Origin of the sequence: Aurantimonas sp. A2-1-M11 (assembly GCF_036549475.1) — a bacterium.
Taxonomy (GTDB): Bacteria; Pseudomonadota; Alphaproteobacteria; order Rhizobiales; family Rhizobiaceae; genus Aurantimonas.
In genome coordinates this window covers 1-21,360 of sequence record NZ_JAZHLI010000066.1, presented here as the reverse complement: position 1 = coordinate 21,360, position 21,360 = coordinate 1, and the positions used below count along the sequence as shown (strand labels likewise).

Annotated in this window: 24 protein-coding genes and 1 pseudogene; 11 read left to right on the top strand and 14 right to left on the bottom strand. The window is 62.5% G+C overall.

Annotated elements, in window-relative coordinates:
• Positions 1-166 precede the first annotated feature (166 nt).
• A complete protein-coding gene (locus VQ042_RS20910; protein ID WP_331822237.1) occupies positions 167-499 on the top strand; it encodes a helix-turn-helix transcriptional regulator in 333 nt (110 codons plus the stop codon).
• A gap of 111 nt (positions 500-610) precedes the next feature.
• On the top strand, positions 611-931 hold the full coding sequence (locus tag VQ042_RS20905) for a hypothetical protein (protein ID WP_331822236.1): 321 nt from the start codon (positions 611-613) through the stop codon (positions 929-931).
• A 211-nt stretch (positions 932-1,142) separates the two neighbouring features.
• On the opposite strand, the gene VQ042_RS20900 is transcribed toward VQ042_RS20905, so the two are convergent.
• On the bottom strand, positions 1,143-2,240 hold the full coding sequence (locus VQ042_RS20900) for a helix-turn-helix transcriptional regulator (protein ID WP_331822235.1): 1,098 nt from the start codon (positions 2,238-2,240) through the stop codon (positions 1,143-1,145).
• Between the two features lie 118 nt (positions 2,241-2,358).
• Between VQ042_RS20900 and VQ042_RS26060 the strand changes: the two genes are divergently transcribed.
• Together VQ042_RS26060 and VQ042_RS20890 are read left to right on the top strand one after the other, a co-directional pair.
• On the top strand, positions 2,359-2,553 hold the full coding sequence (locus VQ042_RS26060) for an ATP-binding protein (protein ID WP_442880152.1): 195 nt from the start codon (positions 2,359-2,361) through the stop codon (positions 2,551-2,553).
• A pseudogene (locus VQ042_RS20890) lies at positions 2,550-2,792 on the top strand (ATP-binding protein); the annotation flags it as partial. The gene VQ042_RS26060 and the pseudogene VQ042_RS20890, both read left to right, overlap by 4 nt.
• Before the next feature lie 782 nt (positions 2,793-3,574).
• Here the strand turns inward: VQ042_RS20890 and VQ042_RS20885 are convergent.
• The 3 genes from VQ042_RS20885 to VQ042_RS20875 all read right to left on the bottom strand — a co-directional run bounded on the left by VQ042_RS20885 (position 3,575) and on the right by VQ042_RS20875 (position 5,465).
• Positions 3,575-4,783: an ISAzo13 family transposase gene (locus VQ042_RS20885; protein WP_331822234.1), complete on the bottom strand. Its 1,209-nt coding sequence runs from the start codon at positions 4,781-4,783 to the stop codon at positions 3,575-3,577.
• 206 nt (positions 4,784-4,989) lie between these two features.
• Entirely contained in the window at positions 4,990-5,205 is a 216-nt protein-coding gene (locus VQ042_RS20880) for a DUF7940 domain-containing protein (RefSeq protein WP_331822233.1), read from the bottom strand.
• A complete protein-coding gene (locus VQ042_RS20875) occupies positions 5,202-5,465 on the bottom strand; it encodes a hypothetical protein (RefSeq protein ID WP_331822232.1) in 264 nt (87 codons plus the stop codon). The genes VQ042_RS20880 and VQ042_RS20875 overlap by 4 nt, the downstream gene beginning before the upstream one ends.
• A 618-nt stretch (positions 5,466-6,083) precedes the next feature.
• Here VQ042_RS20875 and VQ042_RS20870 point away from each other — a divergent pair.
• Entirely contained in the window at positions 6,084-9,827 is a 3,744-nt protein-coding gene (locus VQ042_RS20870; protein WP_331822230.1) for a bifunctional DNA primase/polymerase, read from the top strand.
• Between the two features lie 9 nt (positions 9,828-9,836).
• Here the strand turns inward: VQ042_RS20870 and VQ042_RS20865 are convergent, their stop codons facing one another.
• Positions 9,837-10,277 (bottom strand): MarR family winged helix-turn-helix transcriptional regulator, encoded by a 441-nt coding sequence (locus tag VQ042_RS20865; RefSeq protein WP_331822229.1) that lies wholly within the window; start codon positions 10,275-10,277, stop codon positions 9,837-9,839.
• A 92-nt stretch (positions 10,278-10,369) separates the two neighbouring features.
• Here VQ042_RS20865 and VQ042_RS20860 point away from each other — a divergent pair, with 92 nt between their 5' ends.
• On the top strand, positions 10,370-10,903 hold the full coding sequence (locus VQ042_RS20860; RefSeq protein WP_331822228.1) for a zinc-binding dehydrogenase: 534 nt from the start codon (positions 10,370-10,372) through the stop codon (positions 10,901-10,903).
• 196 nt (positions 10,904-11,099) lie between these two features.
• Here VQ042_RS20860 and VQ042_RS20855 read toward each other — a convergent pair whose 3' ends face one another.
• The 3 genes from VQ042_RS20855 to VQ042_RS20845 all read right to left on the bottom strand — a co-directional run bounded on the left by VQ042_RS20855 (position 11,100) and on the right by VQ042_RS20845 (position 12,982).
• Positions 11,100-11,381: a major capsid protein gene (locus VQ042_RS20855; protein ID WP_331822238.1), complete on the bottom strand. Its 282-nt coding sequence runs from the start codon at positions 11,379-11,381 to the stop codon at positions 11,100-11,102.
• A gap of 103 nt (positions 11,382-11,484) precedes the next feature.
• Positions 11,485-11,901 carry a hypothetical protein gene (locus VQ042_RS20850; RefSeq protein ID WP_331822227.1) on the bottom strand — a complete coding sequence of 139 codons (417 nt, stop codon included), beginning with the start codon at positions 11,899-11,901 and terminating at the stop codon, positions 11,485-11,487.
• A 61-nt stretch (positions 11,902-11,962) separates the two neighbouring features.
• Positions 11,963-12,982 carry an HK97 family phage prohead protease gene (locus VQ042_RS20845; RefSeq protein ID WP_331822226.1) on the bottom strand — a complete coding sequence of 340 codons (1,020 nt, stop codon included), beginning with the start codon at positions 12,980-12,982 and terminating at the stop codon, positions 11,963-11,965.
• A 121-nt stretch (positions 12,983-13,103) separates the two neighbouring features.
• Here VQ042_RS20845 and VQ042_RS20840 point away from each other — a divergent pair, with 121 nt between their 5' ends.
• The gene (locus VQ042_RS20840; RefSeq protein ID WP_331822225.1) at positions 13,104-13,658 is read left to right on the top strand and encodes a hypothetical protein; all 555 of its coding nucleotides are present in this window, start codon (positions 13,104-13,106) and stop codon (positions 13,656-13,658) included.
• Between the two features lie 91 nt (positions 13,659-13,749).
• A complete protein-coding gene (locus tag VQ042_RS20835; protein ID WP_331822224.1) occupies positions 13,750-14,304 on the top strand; it encodes a hypothetical protein in 555 nt (184 codons plus the stop codon).
• A 543-nt stretch (positions 14,305-14,847) separates the two neighbouring features.
• On the opposite strand, the gene VQ042_RS20830 is transcribed toward VQ042_RS20835, so the two are convergent.
• The 3 genes from VQ042_RS20830 to VQ042_RS20820 all read right to left on the bottom strand — a co-directional run bounded on the left by VQ042_RS20830 (position 14,848) and on the right by VQ042_RS20820 (position 17,412).
• Positions 14,848-15,537 (bottom strand): hypothetical protein, encoded by a 690-nt coding sequence (locus tag VQ042_RS20830; protein WP_331822223.1) that lies wholly within the window; start codon positions 15,535-15,537, stop codon positions 14,848-14,850.
• Positions 15,538-15,763: 226 nt separating this feature from the next.
• Positions 15,764-16,573 (bottom strand): hypothetical protein, encoded by an 810-nt coding sequence (locus tag VQ042_RS20825; protein ID WP_331822222.1) that lies wholly within the window; start codon positions 16,571-16,573, stop codon positions 15,764-15,766.
• A 632-nt stretch (positions 16,574-17,205) separates the two neighbouring features.
• Positions 17,206-17,412 (bottom strand): hypothetical protein, encoded by a 207-nt coding sequence (locus VQ042_RS20820; protein ID WP_331822221.1) that lies wholly within the window; start codon positions 17,410-17,412, stop codon positions 17,206-17,208.
• A 389-nt stretch (positions 17,413-17,801) separates the two neighbouring features.
• Between VQ042_RS20820 and VQ042_RS20815 the strand changes: the two genes are divergently transcribed.
• Together VQ042_RS20815 and VQ042_RS20810 are read left to right on the top strand one after the other, a co-directional pair.
• Positions 17,802-18,035: a hypothetical protein gene (locus tag VQ042_RS20815; protein WP_331822220.1), complete on the top strand. Its 234-nt coding sequence runs from the start codon at positions 17,802-17,804 to the stop codon at positions 18,033-18,035.
• Positions 18,036-18,101: 66 nt separating this feature from the next.
• The gene (locus tag VQ042_RS20810; RefSeq protein ID WP_331822219.1) at positions 18,102-18,263 is read left to right on the top strand and encodes a hypothetical protein; all 162 of its coding nucleotides are present in this window, start codon (positions 18,102-18,104) and stop codon (positions 18,261-18,263) included.
• 257 nt (positions 18,264-18,520) lie between these two features.
• Here the strand turns inward: VQ042_RS20810 and VQ042_RS20805 are convergent, their stop codons facing one another.
• Complete coding sequence (locus tag VQ042_RS20805) at positions 18,521-18,778, bottom strand: hypothetical protein (RefSeq protein WP_331822218.1); 258 nt, start codon at positions 18,776-18,778, stop codon at positions 18,521-18,523.
• 106 nt (positions 18,779-18,884) lie between these two features.
• Between VQ042_RS20805 and VQ042_RS20800 the strand changes: the two genes are divergently transcribed.
• Positions 18,885-19,214 (top strand): hypothetical protein, encoded by a 330-nt coding sequence (locus VQ042_RS20800; protein WP_331822217.1) that lies wholly within the window; start codon positions 18,885-18,887, stop codon positions 19,212-19,214.
• Here the strand turns inward: VQ042_RS20800 and VQ042_RS20795 are convergent.
• On the bottom strand, positions 19,199-19,891 hold the full coding sequence (locus VQ042_RS20795; protein ID WP_331822216.1) for a hypothetical protein: 693 nt from the start codon (positions 19,889-19,891) through the stop codon (positions 19,199-19,201). The two genes, VQ042_RS20800 and VQ042_RS20795, sit on opposite strands and share 16 nt — an antisense overlap.
• Positions 19,892-20,679: 788 nt before the next feature.
• Positions 20,680-21,360: IS256 family transposase (locus VQ042_RS20790; protein WP_331822215.1), on the bottom strand; the 681-nt coding region annotated here is incomplete at its 5' end.

Below are 21,360 nucleotides of genomic sequence, written 5' to 3'. Positions count from 1 at the left end.
CTTCAGACGCCGGAGGGTGGCCGGTTATTGATCGGAATGCTGGCCGGCTTCATCCCGGAATGGTGGCCGACTTCAAATCGGAATACCCGGCCGGTTTGAATCGGAATCCGCACCTACTCTTTTGGCCCCCCTGTCGATCGCGGCGGGGAGGCAGGAGCGTATCGTGATGCGGGAATTGCCTGTCGCGGCGGCCAATGCAATATCCGGGGGAGGTGGGTGCGTCTTCATCCTGCGCGTCGAGCGGGTGGACGAACTGGACCGGGTCTCGAAGTTGAAGCGCTCCCTCGGCCTCACGAGGACGGAGGCGGAGATCGCGATCGACATGTTGAAGGGCCTGTCCGCCGGAGAGATCGCCGAACGCCGGGGGAATGCGCTACTGACCATTCGGACGCACATCAAGAGCATCCTCTTCAAGTCGGGAACCAACAGACAGGCAGCGCTGGTATCCCTGCTTTGCTCTAGGTTCGGCGCCGCGAGACATCCCGGCGAGCAGCCATGACCTTCGGGCATCGGCGGAGCCGTTCCCACGACGGATTGCCCCTCGCCCTCCTGCTGGTCAGCATCCGAGGCACGGTGCCGACGCGCCGCCGCGGCAACGAGGACAGTACCCATGAGACTTGTCGAGGTGAACGCGGGTGACGGACGCGGTACGGCCTCGCTGTTGAAGCAGTGGGTCGACGCGCAGGGACGAACCGCGGTCTTCCCGGGTGACGCCGACACGATCCGTCAGGTGCGGCGCGAAGGTCTGGTTCCCGAAAGCTGGCTCACGCTCGGTTCGCCGCACCACGTCCATATCCTGACGATGAACGGCGACAGCTGCCGCCTCAGGCAGTCCGCCGGGCGACGTCGGGCTGCCGCGGCAAGGGCGGAGCAAAACCAGGCCACCGCCGAGACCGTGGATCCCGATACCGGCGAGATCACTGACCCCTGATCCTCAGGATAGACCGTGCGACATAGGAAAGGGCCCGATCGGGCCCTTTCCTATGTCGCACCCCTGGCGGCCGGGTGGCCTGCTTTTACTCCGCCCCGCTGGCCTGGTTTTGCTCCGACGTTGACATCCGACGCATCAGCCATAGAGACTCTTCTTAAACGGATCTGACAGAGTCGGCTCTCAGTGATGATCAACAGCGTGCGCCTGGAAGCTAGATGGCGCACCGCCTCATGACCGTCGCAACAATTTGCGACTGGCGAGTTAGGCCGAGCTTCGACCGGATGTTCTTCAGATGCGTGCGGACGGTATGTTCTGATAGTTCTGCGGTTCTGGCATATTCCGCGGGAGTGTCGCCCTGTGTGAGGGCCCGGACCACCTCAGCTTCAGAGGGAGTCAGACCTGCCGCAGACTGGATCATCTGAACGCTCGGCAAGACAGTTCTTGTGCTGTCACGTATTTGTAGGACCACAAGCCGCAGGCCAGCCTGCTCATTCAGACTGACATAGGATTTGACAACTAGAGGCAGCTTCCGACGCGGACGTGAGACGGCAATGGGGCGCGGAAGCTGGAACGACAATCCACGCGCCACTTCAAGCGTCGCGACGATCAGATCGAATAATGCCTGCCTTGAGTGCGGTTCCGTCGCTGCTAGAACGCCGTTCGAGATGACGAGACCATCCTGACCAGCTAGGAACGCATTGACTGCCGCGTTCATGTGCAGAATCACTCCGGCAGGATCGAGAATTACGATCCCGTCATCAAGCGCGTCGAACGCCTCGATCAGTGTGTGTTGAGATGCCCTCCGGGTGCCGAGCGTGTCCGTTAGGTGCACCACGCGGGCTATGTGCGGGGCCAAAACCTCGACAAGAGCCTTCTCATCATTGTCGAAGGCACCCTTCAGCGCACTGCGCTGCGCAATAGGAGCGACAATTGTGCCTTCGCTTTCCATCGCGTGGAGCAGAGTATTCCAGCATTCCGGGAAACGGCGGTAATGCTCCTGATGGACGGGGCAGGCAGCCAGTTCCTTCGAGGTCATCAAGTCTTGCGTGGTAAGAAGCCCACGGCGACCTGCGGCCACACGATGAACCCTTAGGTCTTTGTCTGCGAAATCCTGGGCGTATTCGATCACACTCTCTGGATCGACCGGCCAAGTTTCCTGACGCACCGCACCAATTCGGTCAATCGAGAGGTATGTGAAGCGCTCGGACCTCGTGACTTCCGCCAAATGCTGAAGCGCATCTTCTAAAGTGGCGCTGCCATCCAGCGTGCCGTAAAGCATATTCAGAGCGTCAGAAACTTTGTCCGCCATTGCTCTCCCTCCTTGCTTCTGACCATACACGGAAGAATTGCACAGCGATCTTTGCCGACCAACCGCCGATCGGAAAATCTGTAATGGCCCAGTGCGCCGGGAGACCGGCAAGGAATAGATGGTGAAAGTCCGTTACGATGAAGGATTAACGAACCGCATCGGCCCCGAGCCGTGCGCAGGCGTTTGCGAAGCGTTGGTAGAGCAGCTCGGCTATGTGCCGCCGTCGCCGACGGGCGCCGAGCTTCTGTTCGAGGTGTTCTCGCAGCGCTACGAACGCCGCTCCACCATCGTCACCTCAAACCTGACGGNGTAGAGCAGCTCGGCTATGTGCCGCCGTCGCCGACGGGCGCCGAGCTTCTGTTCGAGGTGTTCTCGCAGCGCTACGAACGCCGCTCCACCATCGTCACCTCAAACCTGACGGTCGAGGACTGGACGAGCGTCCTGGGGTCGGAGCGGCTCACCGGCGCGCTGCTCGATCGCCTGACGCACCACGTCCATATCCTGACGATGAACGGCGACAGCTACCGCCTCAGGCAGTCCGCCGGGCGACGTCGGGCTGCCGCGGCAAGGGCGGAGCAAAACCAGGCCACCACCGAGACCGTGGATCCCGATACCGGCGCGCCCCTGTCGGCCAGGTGGCCTGCTTTTACTCCGCCCCACTGGCCCGGTTTTGCTCCGACGTTGACACCCTTCCTTGCGGTGAAGGTCTTCGATTGAAAAGGTCCAATAACATCGGCTTATCGGACCCTTGGATTTCGTCGTGAGTTTGAGGGGCAGAAAAGCGTACGATAACGGGATTTCGTTCTTTTGGCGCTTAGCCGGGTTAGCTTCTTGTCCCCAAAGGGGCCGAAGTTTCTGCGCTTGTGCTGACGCTGATCGCATCGGCCAACCAGAACGTTATGGATCTGGAGCCATGGGCTTCCGATGTGCTCGGCGCATCACAGTCTCGCCGGAGACCCAGTGCGAACTTTTGCCATGCCATTCGACCGGCAAAAAGCACTGAACTCAGAGCACTGTCGCGGAGCCGACTTTCGGATCTGAGCGGCGGGGCCTACGTGGAACTGCTTAGCCCTGCCTGGCGCATCAGTGAGACATGCGTCCCGCCACCGGATGCTATGCAGTCAGCTACCCGGCTCTCATCTCATGCCGGATGCCGCGCCAGAACTGAAAGGGGCCCCTTGCGGGAGCCCCTTACCGCCAACGCGGCGGAGAAAACGAGACAGACAACTCCAAGCTGCCTATGTGGCACTCTAAGCCGCCAACGCGGCGGAAAAACATGCCGGCTTTCCGGAATCCCGGTCAGCACTCTCTAAGGATATCCGCATCGATAACTGCTACTCTTCCGGCTGTCTTGGCTTGATCGTGTAGTTCCATTCGGGATGGAAGGCGTCGCCGGTGATGTCGAGGCGGGCGAACTCGGCATCGGAAACTTTGAGACCCTTCTCGTAGATGCGCGTATCGAGCGCACACTCGACTCTAAGGCCGGTCCTGGTTGTCGTTGCGCCGATCAGTTCGACCACAGCGCGGCGATCGGTCAACGGGTGGCCGCGCCAGTTCTGGGTGATGTGGCAGAACAGCCGGTGTTCGATCCTGTTCCACTTCGACGTGCCCGGCGGATAATGATGGATGTGGAGGACGAGCCGGCTCTCGTCGGCGAACATCTGGAGTTCGCGCTTCCTCAGCCTGACACGCACTCCGTTCGAGCCGCCGCTGTCGGCCGTGATCATCAGTTCGCGCGCCTGAGGATAGCGCCCGCGCCCCATGCGCTCCAGCCACGTGCGGATGGAGGCCACAGCGAATTCTGCCGTGTCGGCGGTAATCCCGACGCTGATCCAGCCCTCGTCGGCGGCGACGTCGTAGACCCCGTAGGGGGCCACCTTGCCGAGGCTCTTGTCTTCGAAGTCGTGAACCTTCACGCGCCGCGGAACGCCCATCGGACGATAATCGGTTCCGCCATTCCTGAAGTTGCCTATCAGCTCTTTCTTCTTGGTGTCGACGGAGATGACGGGTTGGCCAGCGGCCTGCGCGGCAATGACCTTCGAGTTGATGTGCTCGAACTGGGCGTCGCGGTCGGGATGCCTGGAGCCTTCATCTGCCTTTCGATTGGACTGGCGCGAGAACCCGAGCCCGACGAGCAGCTTGCGCACGCTGTTGGGGCTGATCGCGTGGCCCATGTCGGTGAGCGCCGCGACCAACTTGTCGAGGCTCTTCGACATCCATAGCAACGGGCGCTCCGGATCGCCCCGCGTCGCCGGCTCGACGAGGCGTTCGAGATCGGCGAGCAGCGTCGGATCGCGATCGGTCAGCGGCCGCGGACCGCCACCTTCGCGCCGGACGCGGCCATGCGGAAGCGGCGGTGCGTCGAGGTCTTTCAATCCGCGCCCGATCGTCGAGCGGGCGAGCCCGGTGATCGCCGAGACCGCCGCCAGCCCGCCCCGACCCGCTGCTCGCGCCTCGCTCGCGGCGAATACCCGCCGGCCCCGCTCGTTTCGCTTCGAGCCGTCCGCCGCCCACCGCTGCTCTATTCCGTACCGGTCGACCATGCCACCATGGCTAATCCCCGCCGCTGCGACAGGGAATCGCATCCGGATGAGTCATACTGTCGCAGCCCAAACCCAACAGAACCGATTCAGTAGTGAATGCAGATGTCCTTAGTCTTCGACCGCGGCGCAGGGGAGAGACGCGGGACAGACACTGGCGTACTCCGAGAGAAGAGACGGCGGAAGAGATCGGCGAGGGTGGCCATCGGTCAGGCCTCCAGACTCTGCTGAGAGACGAGACGGGCGACGAACGCCCCGGCGGTGACCAGGCCGGACGCGGTAGCGAAGACTCCGGGGTCGAATGGCGACCACGCGTCGAACAGCGGCAACGCGACCTCCAGGCCCGACAGGAGGCCGGCGAGCAGCATCAGGCGGATGCTCCAGGCGCGGCGGATGATCGATTTCCAGTAGGTGGCGAGCTTCATGCGGCTTTCCTCCGGATTCGGGGCGCGGAGGGGGCGCGCATCTTGGCTTCGAGAACCGCAGCCTTGGTCGCCTCGCGGGCGACCTTCCTAGCTTTCACGGCTTTCCGCTGCTTCTGCTTCTTGGTTTCCTTCTCATCGGCCCGGAGTGCGTCGAGCCCGTAGGCGTTCGCGTCCTTCCCGATGAGATAGGCCTCGGCGGCATCCGCATCCGGGACCGCCACGCCGTCGGCAGCGCAGATCCGGAGAGCCTCGGCCTTCATGAAATCTGTGTCGTTCTGGTAGCCGGCGCCGTGGATGCGCCCGCGCCAATCGCTGAGACGGGAGATCACGGACGGGACGCGGGCGTCGTATGCCGCTTCGTGAGCCGCAGCCTGCAGGCGGGCGAGCAGGACGGCGGAGGCGAACCGGCCGGTATCCTTCGCTGTACGGCTCGCTGGAAACCCCAAGATTCATGCCCCTCGACACCTTCTGCGAACTCAACTGACGCGAACTCCGGGACCCCCATCCCGGACTTCGAATCAAATTGTCTGCAAAAGCCGTGAAATTTCCAAACAGATTCTCAATAGCTTAGGCGACTTTTTTACATCGCCACAGTCCGCTCAAAGCGCGAACGTCGGGGCCGGGGAGGCGACTGATAATGATTTCTCGCTGACACGATTTGTGGGAGTCAGCTAACACGAATTTTGTTAGATGCCCGGAGGCCCAAAAGAATATGGAGGTCCGGCTAGTTGCTGATGTTGGCACGTCCAAATCTTGCGGATTCTTTTCCGATGGTAGTTGACCGATGCGCGACTCGGCGCGATCCTGTACGGCAAGAGACCACTGGCACACAACGATCAGGCGGCTCTTCGATACCGATACGAATCCGAGAGATGTGCGTGAAACACGAGATTTTTTCTGAGAATTCCGACGCCGAAGAGGCTGAGGGTCACTACGTCGTCGCCGAATCAACCTCGGCTTCTGAGGTCATTTTCGGTGCCCAGGGCCCGATGTGCCACGCAAACGGCTGGTGCGTGATCCCGCAGCAGCGCGTGGGCAAGCGTCTCCCCGGCGTCCACCGCCGCGAAGTGATCAAATGGAGCCAGTATCAGGAAGAGCGCCCCGCCGCGTCGCTCGTCGATCGCTGGGCGAAGCCATGCTTCAACGAGAACGTCGCGATGATTCTCGGCTCGGTGTCGGGCAACGTCTTCGCGCTCGATATCGACATCAAGGATTGGGACTTCGCCTCGGCCGTCGAGAAGATTGCGTTCTCGATCCTCGGCAAAACACTCTTCCAGCGGATCGGCAGCGCACCGAAACGGGCGCTGTTCTACAGGGTGGCGACAGCCGAGGAACTGCCTGCCAACTTGTCCCGGTATTTCGTTGACAATGACGGCGAGAGCGCTTCGGAGCACGGCTTCGAGATCCTGTCGCAGCGCAAGATGATCACGATCTATGGTCGTCACCATGAGTCCTACGCCCGGTTCACGTGGAACGGCGGGTGCCAGCCTGCACTGGCGACACCGGACGAGGTGCCGCTGGTCACGCCGGCGCAGATCGAAGCTTTTATGGCCGCCGTCGAGCGGGTGCGGCCGTTCCACCGGGCGCGGTCGGCCTCGGGTGGGCATGTGTTCGATCTGGCGACGATCGAGCATGACGGGACGATCAGGACGCCGAAGCTGGACCAGGCCAGAGGCTGGTCCGTCAACGCGGACAAGAAAGTCTCGGGAGGGCGCGAGGCGTATCTTTGGGAGCTTTGCCGCCTGACTGTCGCTCTCAACGCCGGCCTGGGCGTCGAAGAGCTGAAGGCAGTCGCCCTCAAAGAAGCTCTCGCGAAAATGCTCATCGACGGAGTTTGGGAGCCGAAGCTGGTTCGCGAGATCAGCGACAAGATTGGGCGGGCGCACCGCGCTCTTCTCGACGGAACACTGCCGCCGATTGCCGCCGGCGCGACCTCGATCGGGGCGTCTGGTTTCGAGCAGGTCGAGGCGGCGACGGGCTATGATACGACGTCGCTTGGTTGGCTCCCCGGACTGCGTTCTAAGATCCCCACCAAGAAACTCGGCGTCGACCGGAGCCGCGCCCAAGAATTCGCATCGTCATTGGCGATCGCCGCCTCGGCGGAAGAGGTGCGCGACCGTCAGTCCGCCATGCTCTCCCGGGGCGTTCGCGATTACCTTCAGCTGAGTTGGGACGCCGTCGAACGCGTCGATGGCGGCGAGAAGCCGGTGATCGTGAAGCCCGGCGAGGCGGCGCCGACCGACGGCGTGGCCGCGATCACCATGCTCTTCCGGAATCCCGCCGGCGCCGGCAAGACCACCCGCACGATCAGTGAGATCGCCCGGTGGAAGGATCCGTTCAAGCCAAGGCCGATCCTGTTCCTGACACCGACATATGAGAACGCGAAAGAGGTCGTCGCGGCCGCTGTGGCGCAGGGCCTGACGGTCGTTTTGATCGAAGGCGAGATCCGCTCGGGACGTGAAGACGAAAAGCTCCGAGCGGCTGGCGGAGAGCCGGAAGTTCCCGGATGCTGGGTATGGCGCCAGAAGCAGATGCTGGTCGACGCCGGACTCGGTTCGTCGCCGATGTGCCGCACCAAGCTGCCTCCGAAGCATGGCGAGGAGGAAGGCGAGGAAGTCCTGTGCCGTCTCTACGGTCTGTGCCGGTCGCATCGTGCCCGCGCCGCCGTGGCGACCGCCGATCTCGTCGTCGCGGTCCATGCATATGTCGTCTGCAACAAGCCGGCAGAACTGGACGCCTGCAAGCTGGTGATCATCGACGAGGCGATCAGCGACCAGATCACGGGCACGATGAAGTTGACGTTGTCGGACTTGGAGCGCCCTCGCGGCGTCAAGCTCACGAAGCACGAACGGAAGGCCGGACTGACGCCGCAGGACTTCATCGATTCCCGCGATGTCCTCGCCGTCCTGGTGGCCCGCGAACTGAAGGCTGGGCGCGATCCGGCACGTCTGTTCACGCATAACAAGAAGCACGGGAACCGCCTCCTCACCGAACTCCTGACCGACACGATTGCCGTCGTCGGGCGCAGTGAAGACGTCCTCGGCATCCGCCCGGAGATGGACATCGCCGCCGTCGAAAGGCTGTGCCAGCGTCCGACCCGCACCAAGGCCGTCGAAGAGGCGACGATGTGGCGGATGATCAAGTCCCGCGTCGAGGGCTTGGCCAAGGACCTGACGAACGCCAGCCTCACCGAGGTCTCGGGATCGAATGCGCCGGCGCCGGCGCGCAATGTCCATGGCCGGACGGACCGCCGGATTCACCTGTATCGGGACGGCACGATCCGGCTGGCATACCGCCGGGAGTACAATTTCTCCGGTTGCCACCTGTTGTTGCTCGACGCCTCCGCGGATCCGGTCATCGTCGAGAAGACCCTTGGGAGAGCGATCGAGATGCGGGAAGAGGACGCCCCGATGCGGCTGCGCACGGTGTACATGCCCGGTCGCTCGTTCTCGAAATCGTCCTTGCTGCCCCGGGATGACGACACTGTCGAGACCACCCTCAGGAAAGCCGAAGATTTCGTACGCCTGCGGGAGGCGATCTCCACCATCGCGGGCTTCCATGTGGGCGGCGTTCTTGTCGTGCTACCGAAGGCTGTCCGCGAGATTCTGCAGAAAGGCTGGACCCGTCCGGCGAACGTCAGCTACCTCCATTTCAGCAATACAAAAGGATTGAATTTCGCCTCGCGGTACGATGCGGTGATCACAATCGGCTGCATCCAGCCGTCCGCAGAAGCCGTGGACGGCAAGGTGGCCGCACTGACGTGGGACAGCGACGAGCAAGAGCCCATGATCGACGAGATCGGCGCCGGTCGCGAGGAAGACGATCCCAAGGAAGATTTCGTCCAGCTCGAGCGCGAGATCCGCATGCGCGACGGTCGGCGGCTGTCAGTGAAGCAGAGGCTTCCGCGCCATCCCATTGCGCAGGCTGTCTATGAGCAGGTCCGCGAGCAAGAGCAGATCCAAGCGATCTCTCGCGTCCGTCCGATCCTGCGCGACGAGATCCCGAGCTATTATTGCATCGGCGATTATGTCCCGGCGTCGATCGTCGTCGACGAGGTCATGCCGTTCGAAGACCTGCACAAAAATTTTGGCAGGACGTTCGAGGAAGCCCGCCGCTCCGGCGCATACCTCGGCTACGGCTATGTCGCAGACGAAGACAAAGAGGCCGGAAAGCTGACTGTGGCGCATCTCGCCGGCAACGCCCGGGCCGGAGAGGTCCTGATCCAAGCTCGGCACGTCAAGAGCGGCAAGACCGTGTGGGCGCCGGCATATAACCGTGTCGGCATGGAGCGTCTCGCTGACGACGGCGTCATCGAGCTGATCCACGTGCCCGCCGAAGTCGAGATCGGCCGGCCGAGCACCTGGGACGCCGACCGCGACATTCACGCAGTCCGCGATATCGAAGAGGCCGAGGTCGAGCTGGCGCAGGAGGTCGCGCAGGCAGACGGGTGGACGAAGCCGGAGGTCGGCAAGCGGACGCTGGTCCGCATCATCGACGGGGAGATCGTCGCGAAGTCCGACATGTGGACGGTGCTGCACCTGTACGCCCGGATGCTTGAACCGCCGGCGCCGGACAACGATAATGCCGACGCCGAAGGTATTCCGATCCCGATCGCGGCCTAGAGGCTGGCTTCAGGCCTCCATCGATCTTCCCATCTCGTCCAGCGTCTCGCGAATCTCGTTCGCCTTCTCGTCCGTGATCCGGCACGCCGAGTTGATCTGGTCGGGCACGGCCCGGATCCGTTCCCGCAGCGCCTCACCATCCGGCGTGAGGTCGACGAGGACCCGCCGTTCGTCTTTCGCGTCCCGACGCCTTGTGACGAGCCCCGACTGTTCGAGGCGCTTGAGCAACGGAGTGATCGTCCCCGTGTCCATTCCCACCTTCGCACCGAGATCGCCGACGGTGCGTGGCGAGCCGCCAAGCAGTTCAACCATCACCAGGTACTGGGGGAAGGTCAGCCCGAGCGGCTCCAGAAGCGGCTTGTGCATCCGGATCATGCGGCCAACGGCGCCGTAAAGCGCGAACGAGAGCTGCTTGTCGATCTCCGATCGGGATTCGGACGGGGGAGCCATGAGGAACCTCTAGCGGTTTGTTATATAGTGCACTAGATAGTGTGGCACCCGACACTGTGGAAGATCCCTCTGCTTCCGCTGTCGCCCTGTCAATGAAGACATCATGGGCACGACCCCTCCAACAAGGATTCTTCGCGCTCCAGATAGCACGGATGTTCGGGGCCCGCGTCCTGGCTATCACCTCATCGGACGAGAAGGCCGAGACGCTGAAAAAGCTCGGCGCGGAGGCGGTCGTGAACTACCGGGCGCAGCCGGATTGGGATCGTGAAATCCTTGCTCTCACCGACGGACTCGGCGTCGACAAGACCGTCGACATCGCCGGGGAGAAGACCATCGTGAAGTCGGCGGCTTCGACCCGGAAGGGCGGCGACATCACGATCGTCGGCTTCACCAGCGGATTCGGCGGCGGGCTTCCGCCGATCGACATCCTCGCCCGGTCCCTTACCGTCGCGGGCACCGCCATCGGTCCCCGGGAGAACTTCACGGCGTTGTTGAAGGCGATGGCCATGCACCAGGTGAAGCCCGTCATCGACCAGGTCTTCCCTTTCGCCGATTACCGCGAGGCGTACCAGCGTCTGAAGAGCGGCAACCATGTCGGCAAGGTTGTGATCGACGTCGCGCACTGAGGCAGCCGGAGACGTGCTCGGCCCACGGGATCTCCATACGAAGGAGATCCCGTGGGTCCGCTAACCATACTGGGTAACGTCAGCTCACTTTCCGACAACTAGGCGCCGACACCCCCATCCAGCGCGGCCAGTCGATTCAGGATCTGCCCGAGCAGCGACGACACAGACACCAGCGTGTTGTCGCTGCGCTTGTGCTTTATCGCCAGAGTGGACCAGCCGAGACATTCAGGGCTTTGCGGTTCAGTACGGACGCACGGCCGGCGATGCCCGGGATGTCGACGGTGACAGCCGAACGCTTGTTGCCGTGCAGGACCGGCGGGACGCCGCGACGCGGGACGTAGGGCGCGACCTCGACCTTGCCGTCCTGCATGTTGATGCGGACGCCGGTCGTCGGCGAACGGGTGATCTGCCAGTTGAACAGGCTGCCGAGGCCGTCGGGACGGTACGGCAGCTTGTTGATGGCGTTGGTGAGTTCGATCGAGGTGAGAAAGGCTCGTCGAAGACTGCGTTGTCGACCAGAGACATGAAACGGATCCCCCTCAGGATCTAAGGGAGCCGCCCTTGCGGCCCCTGGTGTTGGATTAGCTGCGGACCACGATGCCGGCAGCTTCGATCTCGGCGATCAGGGCGGTCCGGAGCGCGTCGTCGGCGGCAGCCTGCTCGGCCTCGCTGATCTCGCCGTTCACGTCGCCATCGGCAGCGGCCGGATCGGACGGGAAGACGAGACGAGCCAGCGAGACCTCAGCTGGACCGCGCATCAGCACGGCGCGAGGATCGGAGCGGCCAGCGGCCACGCCCTCGAAGACGATGCCGGCAAAGGCCTTGTCGCCGTCGATCAGGACGCTGTTGTGCGCGACGCCGGAGACGCCGCCGTTGACGACGACATTCTCGCGGCAGTGGTTCGCGGCATACTCGGTGACGAGGAACTCGCCGGGGTGGACGTTCTCGCGCATGACGTTCTCGTTGACGCCGATGCGGACGGTGCGGGTCGCGACCATGATTTCTCTCCTCGGCTGCCAGCCGAGAACGGACGGGTGGACCGGCCCGAAGGCCGATCGATTACTTGCCGGCCTTGCCCGTGGAGGACTCCGAGAAGCTGATCAGCTTGCCGCGGGTGGCCGTCGCCGGCTTCGCGGTCGAGGAGATCTCGGTGTCGGAGGTCCGCAGGCTGGCGATGAGCAGGTCCTGGAACTTGTCCAGCGAGGCGTCGGCAGTCTCGAGGGCCTTGAACTCGGCCTCGAAGCCGCGCTTGCGGCAGATGTCGCCGATCTGGCGGAGCTTGGCGGTGCGCTTTGCAGCGGACACCTGCGGGGCGTCGGCCGGCGCCGGGTCATGCTGGCTGGCATCGTCGCCCTCGCCACCGAGAAGTCCGACGATCTCGTCGGTGAGGCCAGCGAACAGCTCGGCCATACGCGTGCGGAAAGTTTCGGGATCCATGTCCTGACTCCGGGTCTTGTTGTTGAGTTGAAGGGCCGTCGAACGGGCACCGCGGGTACGGGCGGTCGGGTCGGCGCCGATGACGACGGCGGAGACCTCGAAGGGCTGCCATTCGCCGACGGTGTAGAGAGGGACCTTGCCGGCGCGCTCGACGAGCGTGCCTTCCTTGGTCAGGAAGCAGCCGACGGACCAGGCATCCAGGATGCCGGTCTCGACGTCGCGGACGATGCCGGCGATGTCGGGACGGTCGGAGAGACGGCCGCGACCGACGAGATTCTTGCCCTCGATCCAGGCGTCCTCGACGACGCCGAGGACGTTCCGGAGCGACCAGTTCGAATGGTTGTCGAGGATCTTGATCCCCTTGACCTGGCGAATGCTCTTCAGAGCGGACATCGGCAGGACCTCGTCGATCCACTGACCACGCCGACGGGCGCGACAGGGGGTCTCGGAGGCGATCACGAACTCGAAGGTCCTCGTCGCGACATCGTAGGTCTTGGGCCGGCTGCTGGTCGCACGGAGACGCGTCTCGCCCGCCGAGGGGCGGGAGCGATCATGCGACTTCCTGAGCGACAGCTGCGACAATGTGAGAACCGAAACGCCTGTATTTCGGGGATTGTGGCGCATCAGAACGGCGGAATGCACCGCCGTCGTCGGCGGTCTCCGTTCGATTGTTCAAATGCGACCGATGACCCCGCCGGAGGCGTTAACGGTTGCGATCTACAATCGACCACAGCGACGATTTCGCAGACCGACGGGGAGGCCGATGATGACCACGATCTCGAAGGAGACGCATCCCCTCGGCGGCATCATCCGGAAGAAGCCCGATGAGGTGCCGGCGGAGCCACCGAAGTCGCTGGTCGTTCAGATCGGCGACTGGATCGCTCGGCTGATCGTCATCGGAGTATTCGTGGGACCGCCGATGTATCTCGCGTACAAGCTCTTCAATCCGGCCCCTCCGACGTACGAAGAGACAGGTCCACTGGTCCTGCGCGGCGCCTTGCCGACGTCGGGTGAGGCGGAGCACGGCTGGATCGATCCGACAGCACCCGTGTCGACGCCGGCGCCCGTGCAAGAGCCAACCGTCGCCGAGAGACAGGAGCGCGCAGAGAAACGGGCGGCGATGGAACGACACGCGAGGGCGATCCGGGGAGCTGGATACTGGTGCGGACGCGCAATCAGGGTTTTGCCAGATTACTGGAACAGCGACGCGAACCAGAAGCGGTACACGATCTACTGCGACGACGGGAACGGCCTGCAGATGACGCCGTACACGCTCATCCATCACCACAACGGACGGGTTCAGCTGTTCCCGAGCTGATGCTTCGCGGGTCCGCCGCCGCCGCGAACGAATCGTTGCAGGCAAATCGGCGTCGTCTTAAGTGCCCGGCGTACGCGTCGGAGTTACTCGCATGCCCATCATCGCCGTCTTCGTCGCCATCGTTCTTTTGCTGTCGTACTGCGGCTCTGGCGATGACGATTCGGCGACCACAGCCGAGGCCGATATCGCGGCAAAGCCAGACCCCAGGTGGATTCTGCGGGACGATGAGATCCGGTTCGGCATTCCTGGCGACGAGTACGATTACGACCTCTCGATCGACTGCGCCTACGATGCCGAGAAGTACCTGGTCTATGCCGCCTTCGAATCTCGCTCCCGTCCGCAGATGGCTGACCTCGAGGCGATGCCGGCCGAGTTCTTCTCCCGGTTCGATAAGCCGCCGCTTCGTGTCGGATCCTCATTTGTGCCGTTCGAGGATGCCCGCGTCCTCACCAGTGGCGCGGAAAAATACTATGTCTCGATCTCCGGGATCGACGCGAAGGCCATGGAGAAAGCAGCGACCACTTCCTATCGGGTCGAGGTCCGCGTTCCCGGCGAGGGCATCACGATCGAAGCGGAGAGAGGAAACCTCGTCGCCGGCCTGAGGGACCTTCGGAAGGCTTGTGAGGCAGGCAAGTGGTCGAAGTAGGCTAGTCCCCGACCGCCATCTCGGCCGCCTTACATTCCGGGATTTTCGCGCATCAGAGCGGCGAGATGCGATCCGGACGTCCGTTGCGGGACGCCAATACACCAAACTGGCGACCTATACGGCGCCGTCTCCAATCAGTGAGCGTCTCGAATGCACCGAATTGCCGTCATCCTTGCATCGTCCATCCTTCTCTCGTCGTGTGGTGACGATCCTGCAGAACCCAAACCTGAACAGGCGAAGGCCATCTGGCGGTTGAGCGACAGTTTCGGCCCGAGGCTCGCTCTTTCGAACGGAGAGGGAAGTGGCAATCCGTCGATTATTTGCAGCGGACCCGACACTGTCGCCATCTCACGCGGCTTTTGGCAGTCCGATCGCCCACGATACGCCGACCTCGGGAACGAACCCGAAGATACGTTTCGGATGAGTGGACAGCGCTTCCTAACCGCCGGGGGCATCGAGGTCCGATATGGACGGGTGGGGATCACCACGAGTTCGCCTTCTGGCGGATCGTACGACGTCATGTTCTTCGACGTTAACGTCAACTCATTGCGGGAGGCCACGAAGACAGCTCATAGCCTGACCATTGATATCCCCGGAGAGTCCTTCAAGGATGAGGACTATTCCCTGGACGGCTTCCAACCCGCATTTGAAAGGTTCCTGGAAGCCTGCGCCGCCGAGGAAACGTCCTAGTCCCCGACCGCCATCTCCGCCTGGAGTGCCGCGGCCGCCTCTTCTTCGAGCTGGGGCGCCATGGCCGCCACAGCCTTCTCCCGCGCCGCTTCCCTGGCCCGCTCGATATCGACTTTCGGCCGTCAGCGAAATCCCCTGATGTTTCCGCAGAGCCTGTGGGTCGGGGATGAAGTTGTATTCGCTCGCGGCACCGACATCGCCGGCCTGGCGGACGCCATCATTGTCCTCGCCGAGCTGATACTTGAGGTACGTCGACTGGGCTTTCTGGACGTAGATCGATGCCTCGGCCTCGCCCTTCGTGGCGCCCCGCGGCGTCTTCGCGAGCACCGACGAATTGCGCCGGCCAGGCTTGGGCTTTGTGAACGCGACTGGTCCGCCTTCGATCGCCCGTTCGAACCGGGAAGCCATCTCACCGATCGAGTCCTTGGCGATCTCGTTGAGGGCGGCCTGGGCGGCATCAGGCAGCGCGTATTTCCCGAGGTTCCCGAACGCCTCGGCCATCGCTTCGAGGCCATCAATGTCGACAATTACCCGGCGCGCCATGCGATCCCTCCAGTGAAGGATCGACGGCTACAATAGGCGAGGGGCGGATCGCACCGCCGTCCGGGTCACCACGCAAAAAGAAAGCCGGCGCGGGACTAGCCCGGCCGGCCTGAATTAGATTTCGATACCGCGAACCCGTGTAGGCACGTGATGTCAGGAATGTAGCACGGCAATCCGCAACGTCAAAACGGAAGCAACGGACTGCCGTTTTTCCTGACAGCGATAGTTACTGTGCCACCGCCGGTGTGTTCGAACCGGACACATCGGGACGCGGGATGAATGCGGCGACGCCAATGTCTTCCAGGACGTCATAGACCCAATCGGCCGGCTCCTCTTCGCCTCGATACCAGCGGTCCAGCTGGCCGGGCTCCACGGGCTTGGCGAACTTATACGTTGGCAGGCCGTCCGCGGACATCTTCAGTTCCGCCTTCTCGATCGCACGACCGATGCCGACTGGATCGACGTCGAGGGCCGCGACGAAACGCTGGCGACGCAGCTCCCGGCTGTGAGAGACGGCGTCCGTGGACTTGCGGGATTCGGCATCAGGACCGGCGGCGGCAAGGCGACGGGTCTGGCGCTTCGTGGCCACCGCGTCGGCGGCGTTCCAGCGGTTGACCTCTTCCTGGCTGATCGTGGTGGACCAGCGCCGGCCGGCCGACTGTGCCCGCGACGAAGACCAGATCATGTTGACCCGGATCATCGTCAGATCGGAGTTCTTGCGCCGGAAGACCCGGTCGACGGTCCCGACGCAGACGTCTTCGTGGCGCTTCCTGAGGGGACGGCCGCCCGGGCCCGGCACGGTGTGCTTGATCCGGTTGCCGAGGTTGTCCTCCATGGGCGTCTCGATGATCGACCGCATCCAGACAACGTCGCCGACCCGGAGATCGCGGACCTCATCGTCGGTCCACTCGACGGTGCCGAACTCGGCGGCCAGGGCGGACAGGACGTGGTCGGGAACGGGTGCGGCATCGGCCTCCGGGCCGAGCGACTGGAGCGGATCGGTATTGCCGTAGAACGTCGAACGAGAGATTGCCATCGGTGCCTCCGTGGTTGCCTTCCTACGGAAGATGAGGTCCGAATCGGCGAGCCGCAACAGGGGCTTATCGGGAATGGATCGGCTCGGTTTACAGCCGATTAGCGACCGGGCAGCACACTCTATCGATCCATGAGAGGCGTTCTAATGGGCCTCTCGTTGGATGATCGGTGCCGGGGAGGGGTCTGCATCGTCCGGGCGGCGACCAGGCCGTTTCTCGGCGATCCTCGACGGCGAAAATATATTTCGGTCGCGGCTACGAAATTTCGGATTGTGGAGGGGAGAGGGGCGACCGTACGACGGGTCGCTTCGCCGCGACGTGTCAGTGCCAGGAAACGACGGAGTGCGAGAGCACTCTGTCAGCAGTGATTCGTCGAGTCTTGTTCTACACTGGCTAACTGCACAGTTCTCACTGTGCGTTCAGGTTAGGCGCCTACGACTCTCTCTCCGCAAAGAGATGGCAGGTCTGTCAAGCCCCGTCAACCCGAAATCGACAATCGGCCCGTTATCGGCGCATTTTCCTGCCGATCTGTGACCGATGCCTCACATGTCGTACGTCCCGGCCGCCTGGAAGCCGTTCCACGCCCTCCTTGGCGGCCGGTCGTCCAGCGCCCGCCAGGGTCGTCTCCGCCCCGTCAGTATCGACAATTCGTGTAGATGCTCGCAGAGATGCACCGGATCTGGTTCCCGCCCGGACGCGACAGGGGCGTCACCTGCGGCGTTGCCATCGTCGGATACTGGATGACCGGCATCGGCTGGCTGAGCTGGTTGGACCGAGCCTGTCTCCGAGCCTGGGCCATCATCTGGGATTGCTGGTACATGTACAGCTGCTGATCCGTCATCGGATCTCTATAGCCGGTTGGTCGTTCTTCAGCGTCACCGCATAGAATCCTTTTCGACGGCAACATTTTGAATCTGACACAATCGGAGTCACCGCCCATATAATAATTGCCGTTGATAAAATGTGGTGTGGACCCCCCAGAACTCGCACATCCCGACAGCAACCCGGCCAGAATCAGCCAACCATATTTCATTAAGACAGCCCCCTCCCGACGATCGGGATAGTTACGCGTATCGCGGCAGTCTCCTTCGGGTCAACGAACCGGCTGCCCGGAGCATGACCGATCACCCCCGGCCGCCCCCGATCCTCCCCACGGCCGCCCGACCACCATCCGCCGCCATTTCCTCCATCCATCCGCTGCCCTGAATGGACAATTGCGTCCAATCCCCAATGGAAGAAGCCAAGCAATCTCAATATGATGACCGCGATATGGATTGGCTCCATCGACCCTCCATGGACGCCATTATCGGTACATCGGCGTCCATTTTCCACAATTTGGAGGGACGCTATTCCATCGATGGAGGAAGCCCAATGATCGCAATGGCTTCTTGGAACGGTGGAGTGGGAATGGTCGACCGATCGAAGGTGACGATATCGATGGCCCAGGACGCCGGTTCGATGTAGAAATGATGTCAGGATGGTCGGACTGATCTGGCCTTTCTGCCGACCTGCCGAATAACGGAGGAACCGATGTCAAATGTGGGTGACAAATCCAAAGGCGGCGGACTTTCGACTCCCGACAACGATCGCGGGCAGCAAAAGAAGCGGGACAAGAAGCCGGGTGAGGGCCAAGTACCGGATTTCGATAAGGCCGCGACGGATCCCGACACGATGAAGCACGACGGTCCGTAACCCGTCAGAATCGACGGAGCCGCCCGGTCTCCCTGGGCGGCCTCGGTCATCGCCAGTCTCCTTGTTCCGCAAGGAAAAGACCTTCGATGAGGGGTCATCGTAGGCCTTGGGCTGGTTCAACAGGCACTCCGGGGGCAAATGGGCCTCACCGCCCAGGCTCTCCAGAGTGCCTGAAAGGTGTTCAGACATTATATGCACAGGTGTCAAGCGTGTCGGAGAGCGTCGGAGTAACGTAGCAGGCCGCCTGTATCAGTGCGTCACTCCGAGACGGGAATGGGTGTCGATAGCAGTTCGCGATTTCTGACTGCCCGGCCGACGACATGATCCGCAGCATGTCGGCGGATGCGGGTGCCGACCGCAGGCTTCACGTCTGACCCCCTGTAGCCCTTTTCTGCCAGACCGCACTCGGCCGCGTCGATGATCGCCGGCAAGATCTTTGCGGCAACCGATTTCGGGACGGTCTTGCCGTCCGTGAGGACGTGGAACGCTGCTTCAAGAATGACGCGATCAATCAACCGCGTATCGATGTGTTCGGGATGCGCCTCACGCCACCGGGCCGTTCGGCGCGCTGACTGGATCCGCTTGTCGAGGCGGGGCGTCCTCGCTGTTATCGAATTCTTCATGATTCTGTTGTCCAATTTCCGGGATTTTGGCGAAGGAGGCCTTCAGATGCATGGTTTTGTGCGCGGCATGGAAATGGGGATTTTCGGCGCCCTGGTCGGCGCCGCGAATGCCAGCGGGCGGCGCCGGGAGCAGTCCCAGCCGCAGGTCCGCATCGTCCGGCAGACATCGCGGAAGTCGATCGACGATCTCATCAGCGCACTCCGTAGCGAGACGAAGCGCGCCAACGATTTGAGGGCAGAGAACGCGGAATTGCGCCGGCGCCTCGCGAAGGCGAATAATGCGGCACTGGAAGCGATCCACAGGCGGCATCGTCAGTCGGGCCCATAAGGGCCGAAATCGAGGTCTTCCTCATCGACACCAGCAAGTCTCTGCGCTCTAATCCATAGGGCTAGATGGTCAACGAGGTGGACGTCGCCGCGATAGACGGCCTGATCGATGAAATCAGCAAACCTTTCGAGAGCGGACCAACCGCGGGTCCGCTCCGCTTCTGCGATTTCAGCGATTCTCTCGTTCGCCTCGTCGAGATCGAGGTGCCGATAAGATGGCAAGCACAACTGCTCTACATGCCCTGACAGGTGATCGACCAAAGTGGCATCGGGCATGTGCCGGATCGTCCGCCGCTGTGATTCAGTAAGGCTGCGGACCCAGCAAAAAAGCCAGTTTCCGGCTTCGCAGCTGTTAAAGGCGTAACTATTGACCTGGCCGCCGGCGTCGAGCACATCGCAGGCGTTCTTGACGAGCTTCGGTAGCTGCGTCGCCGCGATCGCCGCCTCTCGCTTCTCTCTACTACCTTCAGCCGCAGCTTCCTCGGCCGCCGTCCTGGCGAGGGTCGCTTTCGCGTCCGGCACCTCGACGACCTGTTCCGGATCGCCCGCGGGTGTCGACCCTCCGGCGATCAATCTCCAGACCCACCCGATGGTCTCGCCGGCCACAACAACGGGAATCCGCCCCGTCGTCGACAGCGCCCTGAACAGCGATCTAAGAAATTTCCCGAACTTTCCCATCCGAGCCTCCACAATATTCGTCCGAAATTCGAAAGATCCCGGAACATGTGATGCTGGGAAGCATCGCCGAGGGTCATGAAAGCGACAACACATAAAAATCGCCAATGGCTGATGTTAGCACATACCGCCGAAATCACCCAGGATTGACAGCCTGGAAAAAGGTTCTCACGATTCGAAAATAGGGGATTGATCTAACTAAAATCTATGTAATCTTATGAGACCTGCCGATTCTCGAGAGCAGGTCATAGGCAGGAAGAGACGACGAAGAGATCTTTAGCGACGATCGAATGAATTCCGACGAACCACCTAAAGAGGACGCACGGAAGCCGGAAATCCCGGCGACTCTTCGCGGCCAGACGTCCCCATCGAAAGCAGACGCTTCAATCGCGATCACGCGACGATCTGCTGCGCCGTCCGGATCCGACCTTCAGTCCGCCGGCAGCGAGAAGAGGCCGCCTGACACCAACCCGCATCCAACAACCGGTCGGCAGGAAGCCGACCGGGGCGAAGAAAGGCCGACAAATGAACGATTTTCGAGGCATCGCGACCGCACCGCGGGACGGCACATACATCGAAGTGCTGGCCGATGATGAAGTGCCGTTCGAATGCGATGGGATCCGGCGTTCAGGAATTTTATCAGGGGCACTCATCGCGGAATGTGGGTCGCTCGCGATAACCTGTTTTCTTGGGACGAGAGCCGCGGATTCGGGCCGACCCACTGGGATAGTGTCCCACCATGTGGTGTAGCTGACGGCGATGGCCGTGCGGTTCCGGCCAAGCCGGATTGATCAGCGTGCCACGGCTGGCAGGCTAACGAACGGATCATCGCTCAAGGGAGCGACGGATTCCAGCGTCATGTATCGTGCCCTCTGCACGGCCCACTCATCATTTTGCTCGAGCAGCAGCGCGCCGACGAGGCGCTGGATGGCCTCATCGTTGGGAAAGATGCCGACGACGTGGGTGCGCCGCTTGATCTCGCCGTTCAGCCGCTCGATCGGATTGGTGCTGTGCAACTTGGCGCGATGCTCCCTGGGGAAGGTCATGTAGGCGAGCACGTCGGGCTCGGCCTCGTCGAGGATGGCAGCGAGCTTCGGCACTTTCGGCCGGATCTGGTCGGCGACGGAGCGCCATTGCTGGCTGGCGGCTTCGGGCGTTTCCTGAGCGAAAGCAGTGGCGATGAAGGCGGAGACAACCCGCCGACCGCTCTTGCCAGCGTGGGCCAGGACGTTGCGCATGAAGTGCACGCGGCAGCGCTGCCAAGTAGCCGTCAGCACCTTGGTAATGGCCGCCTTGATGCCCTCGTGCGCATCGGAAACGACGAGCTTCACGCCGCGAAGGCCGCGTCGGGTGAGCTTGCGCAGGAACTCGGTCCAGATCGGCTCGGCCTCGGACGTGCCGATCTCCATGCCGAGAACCTCACGCCGGCCATCGGCGTTGACGCCGACGGCGATGATCACGGCAACCGAGAC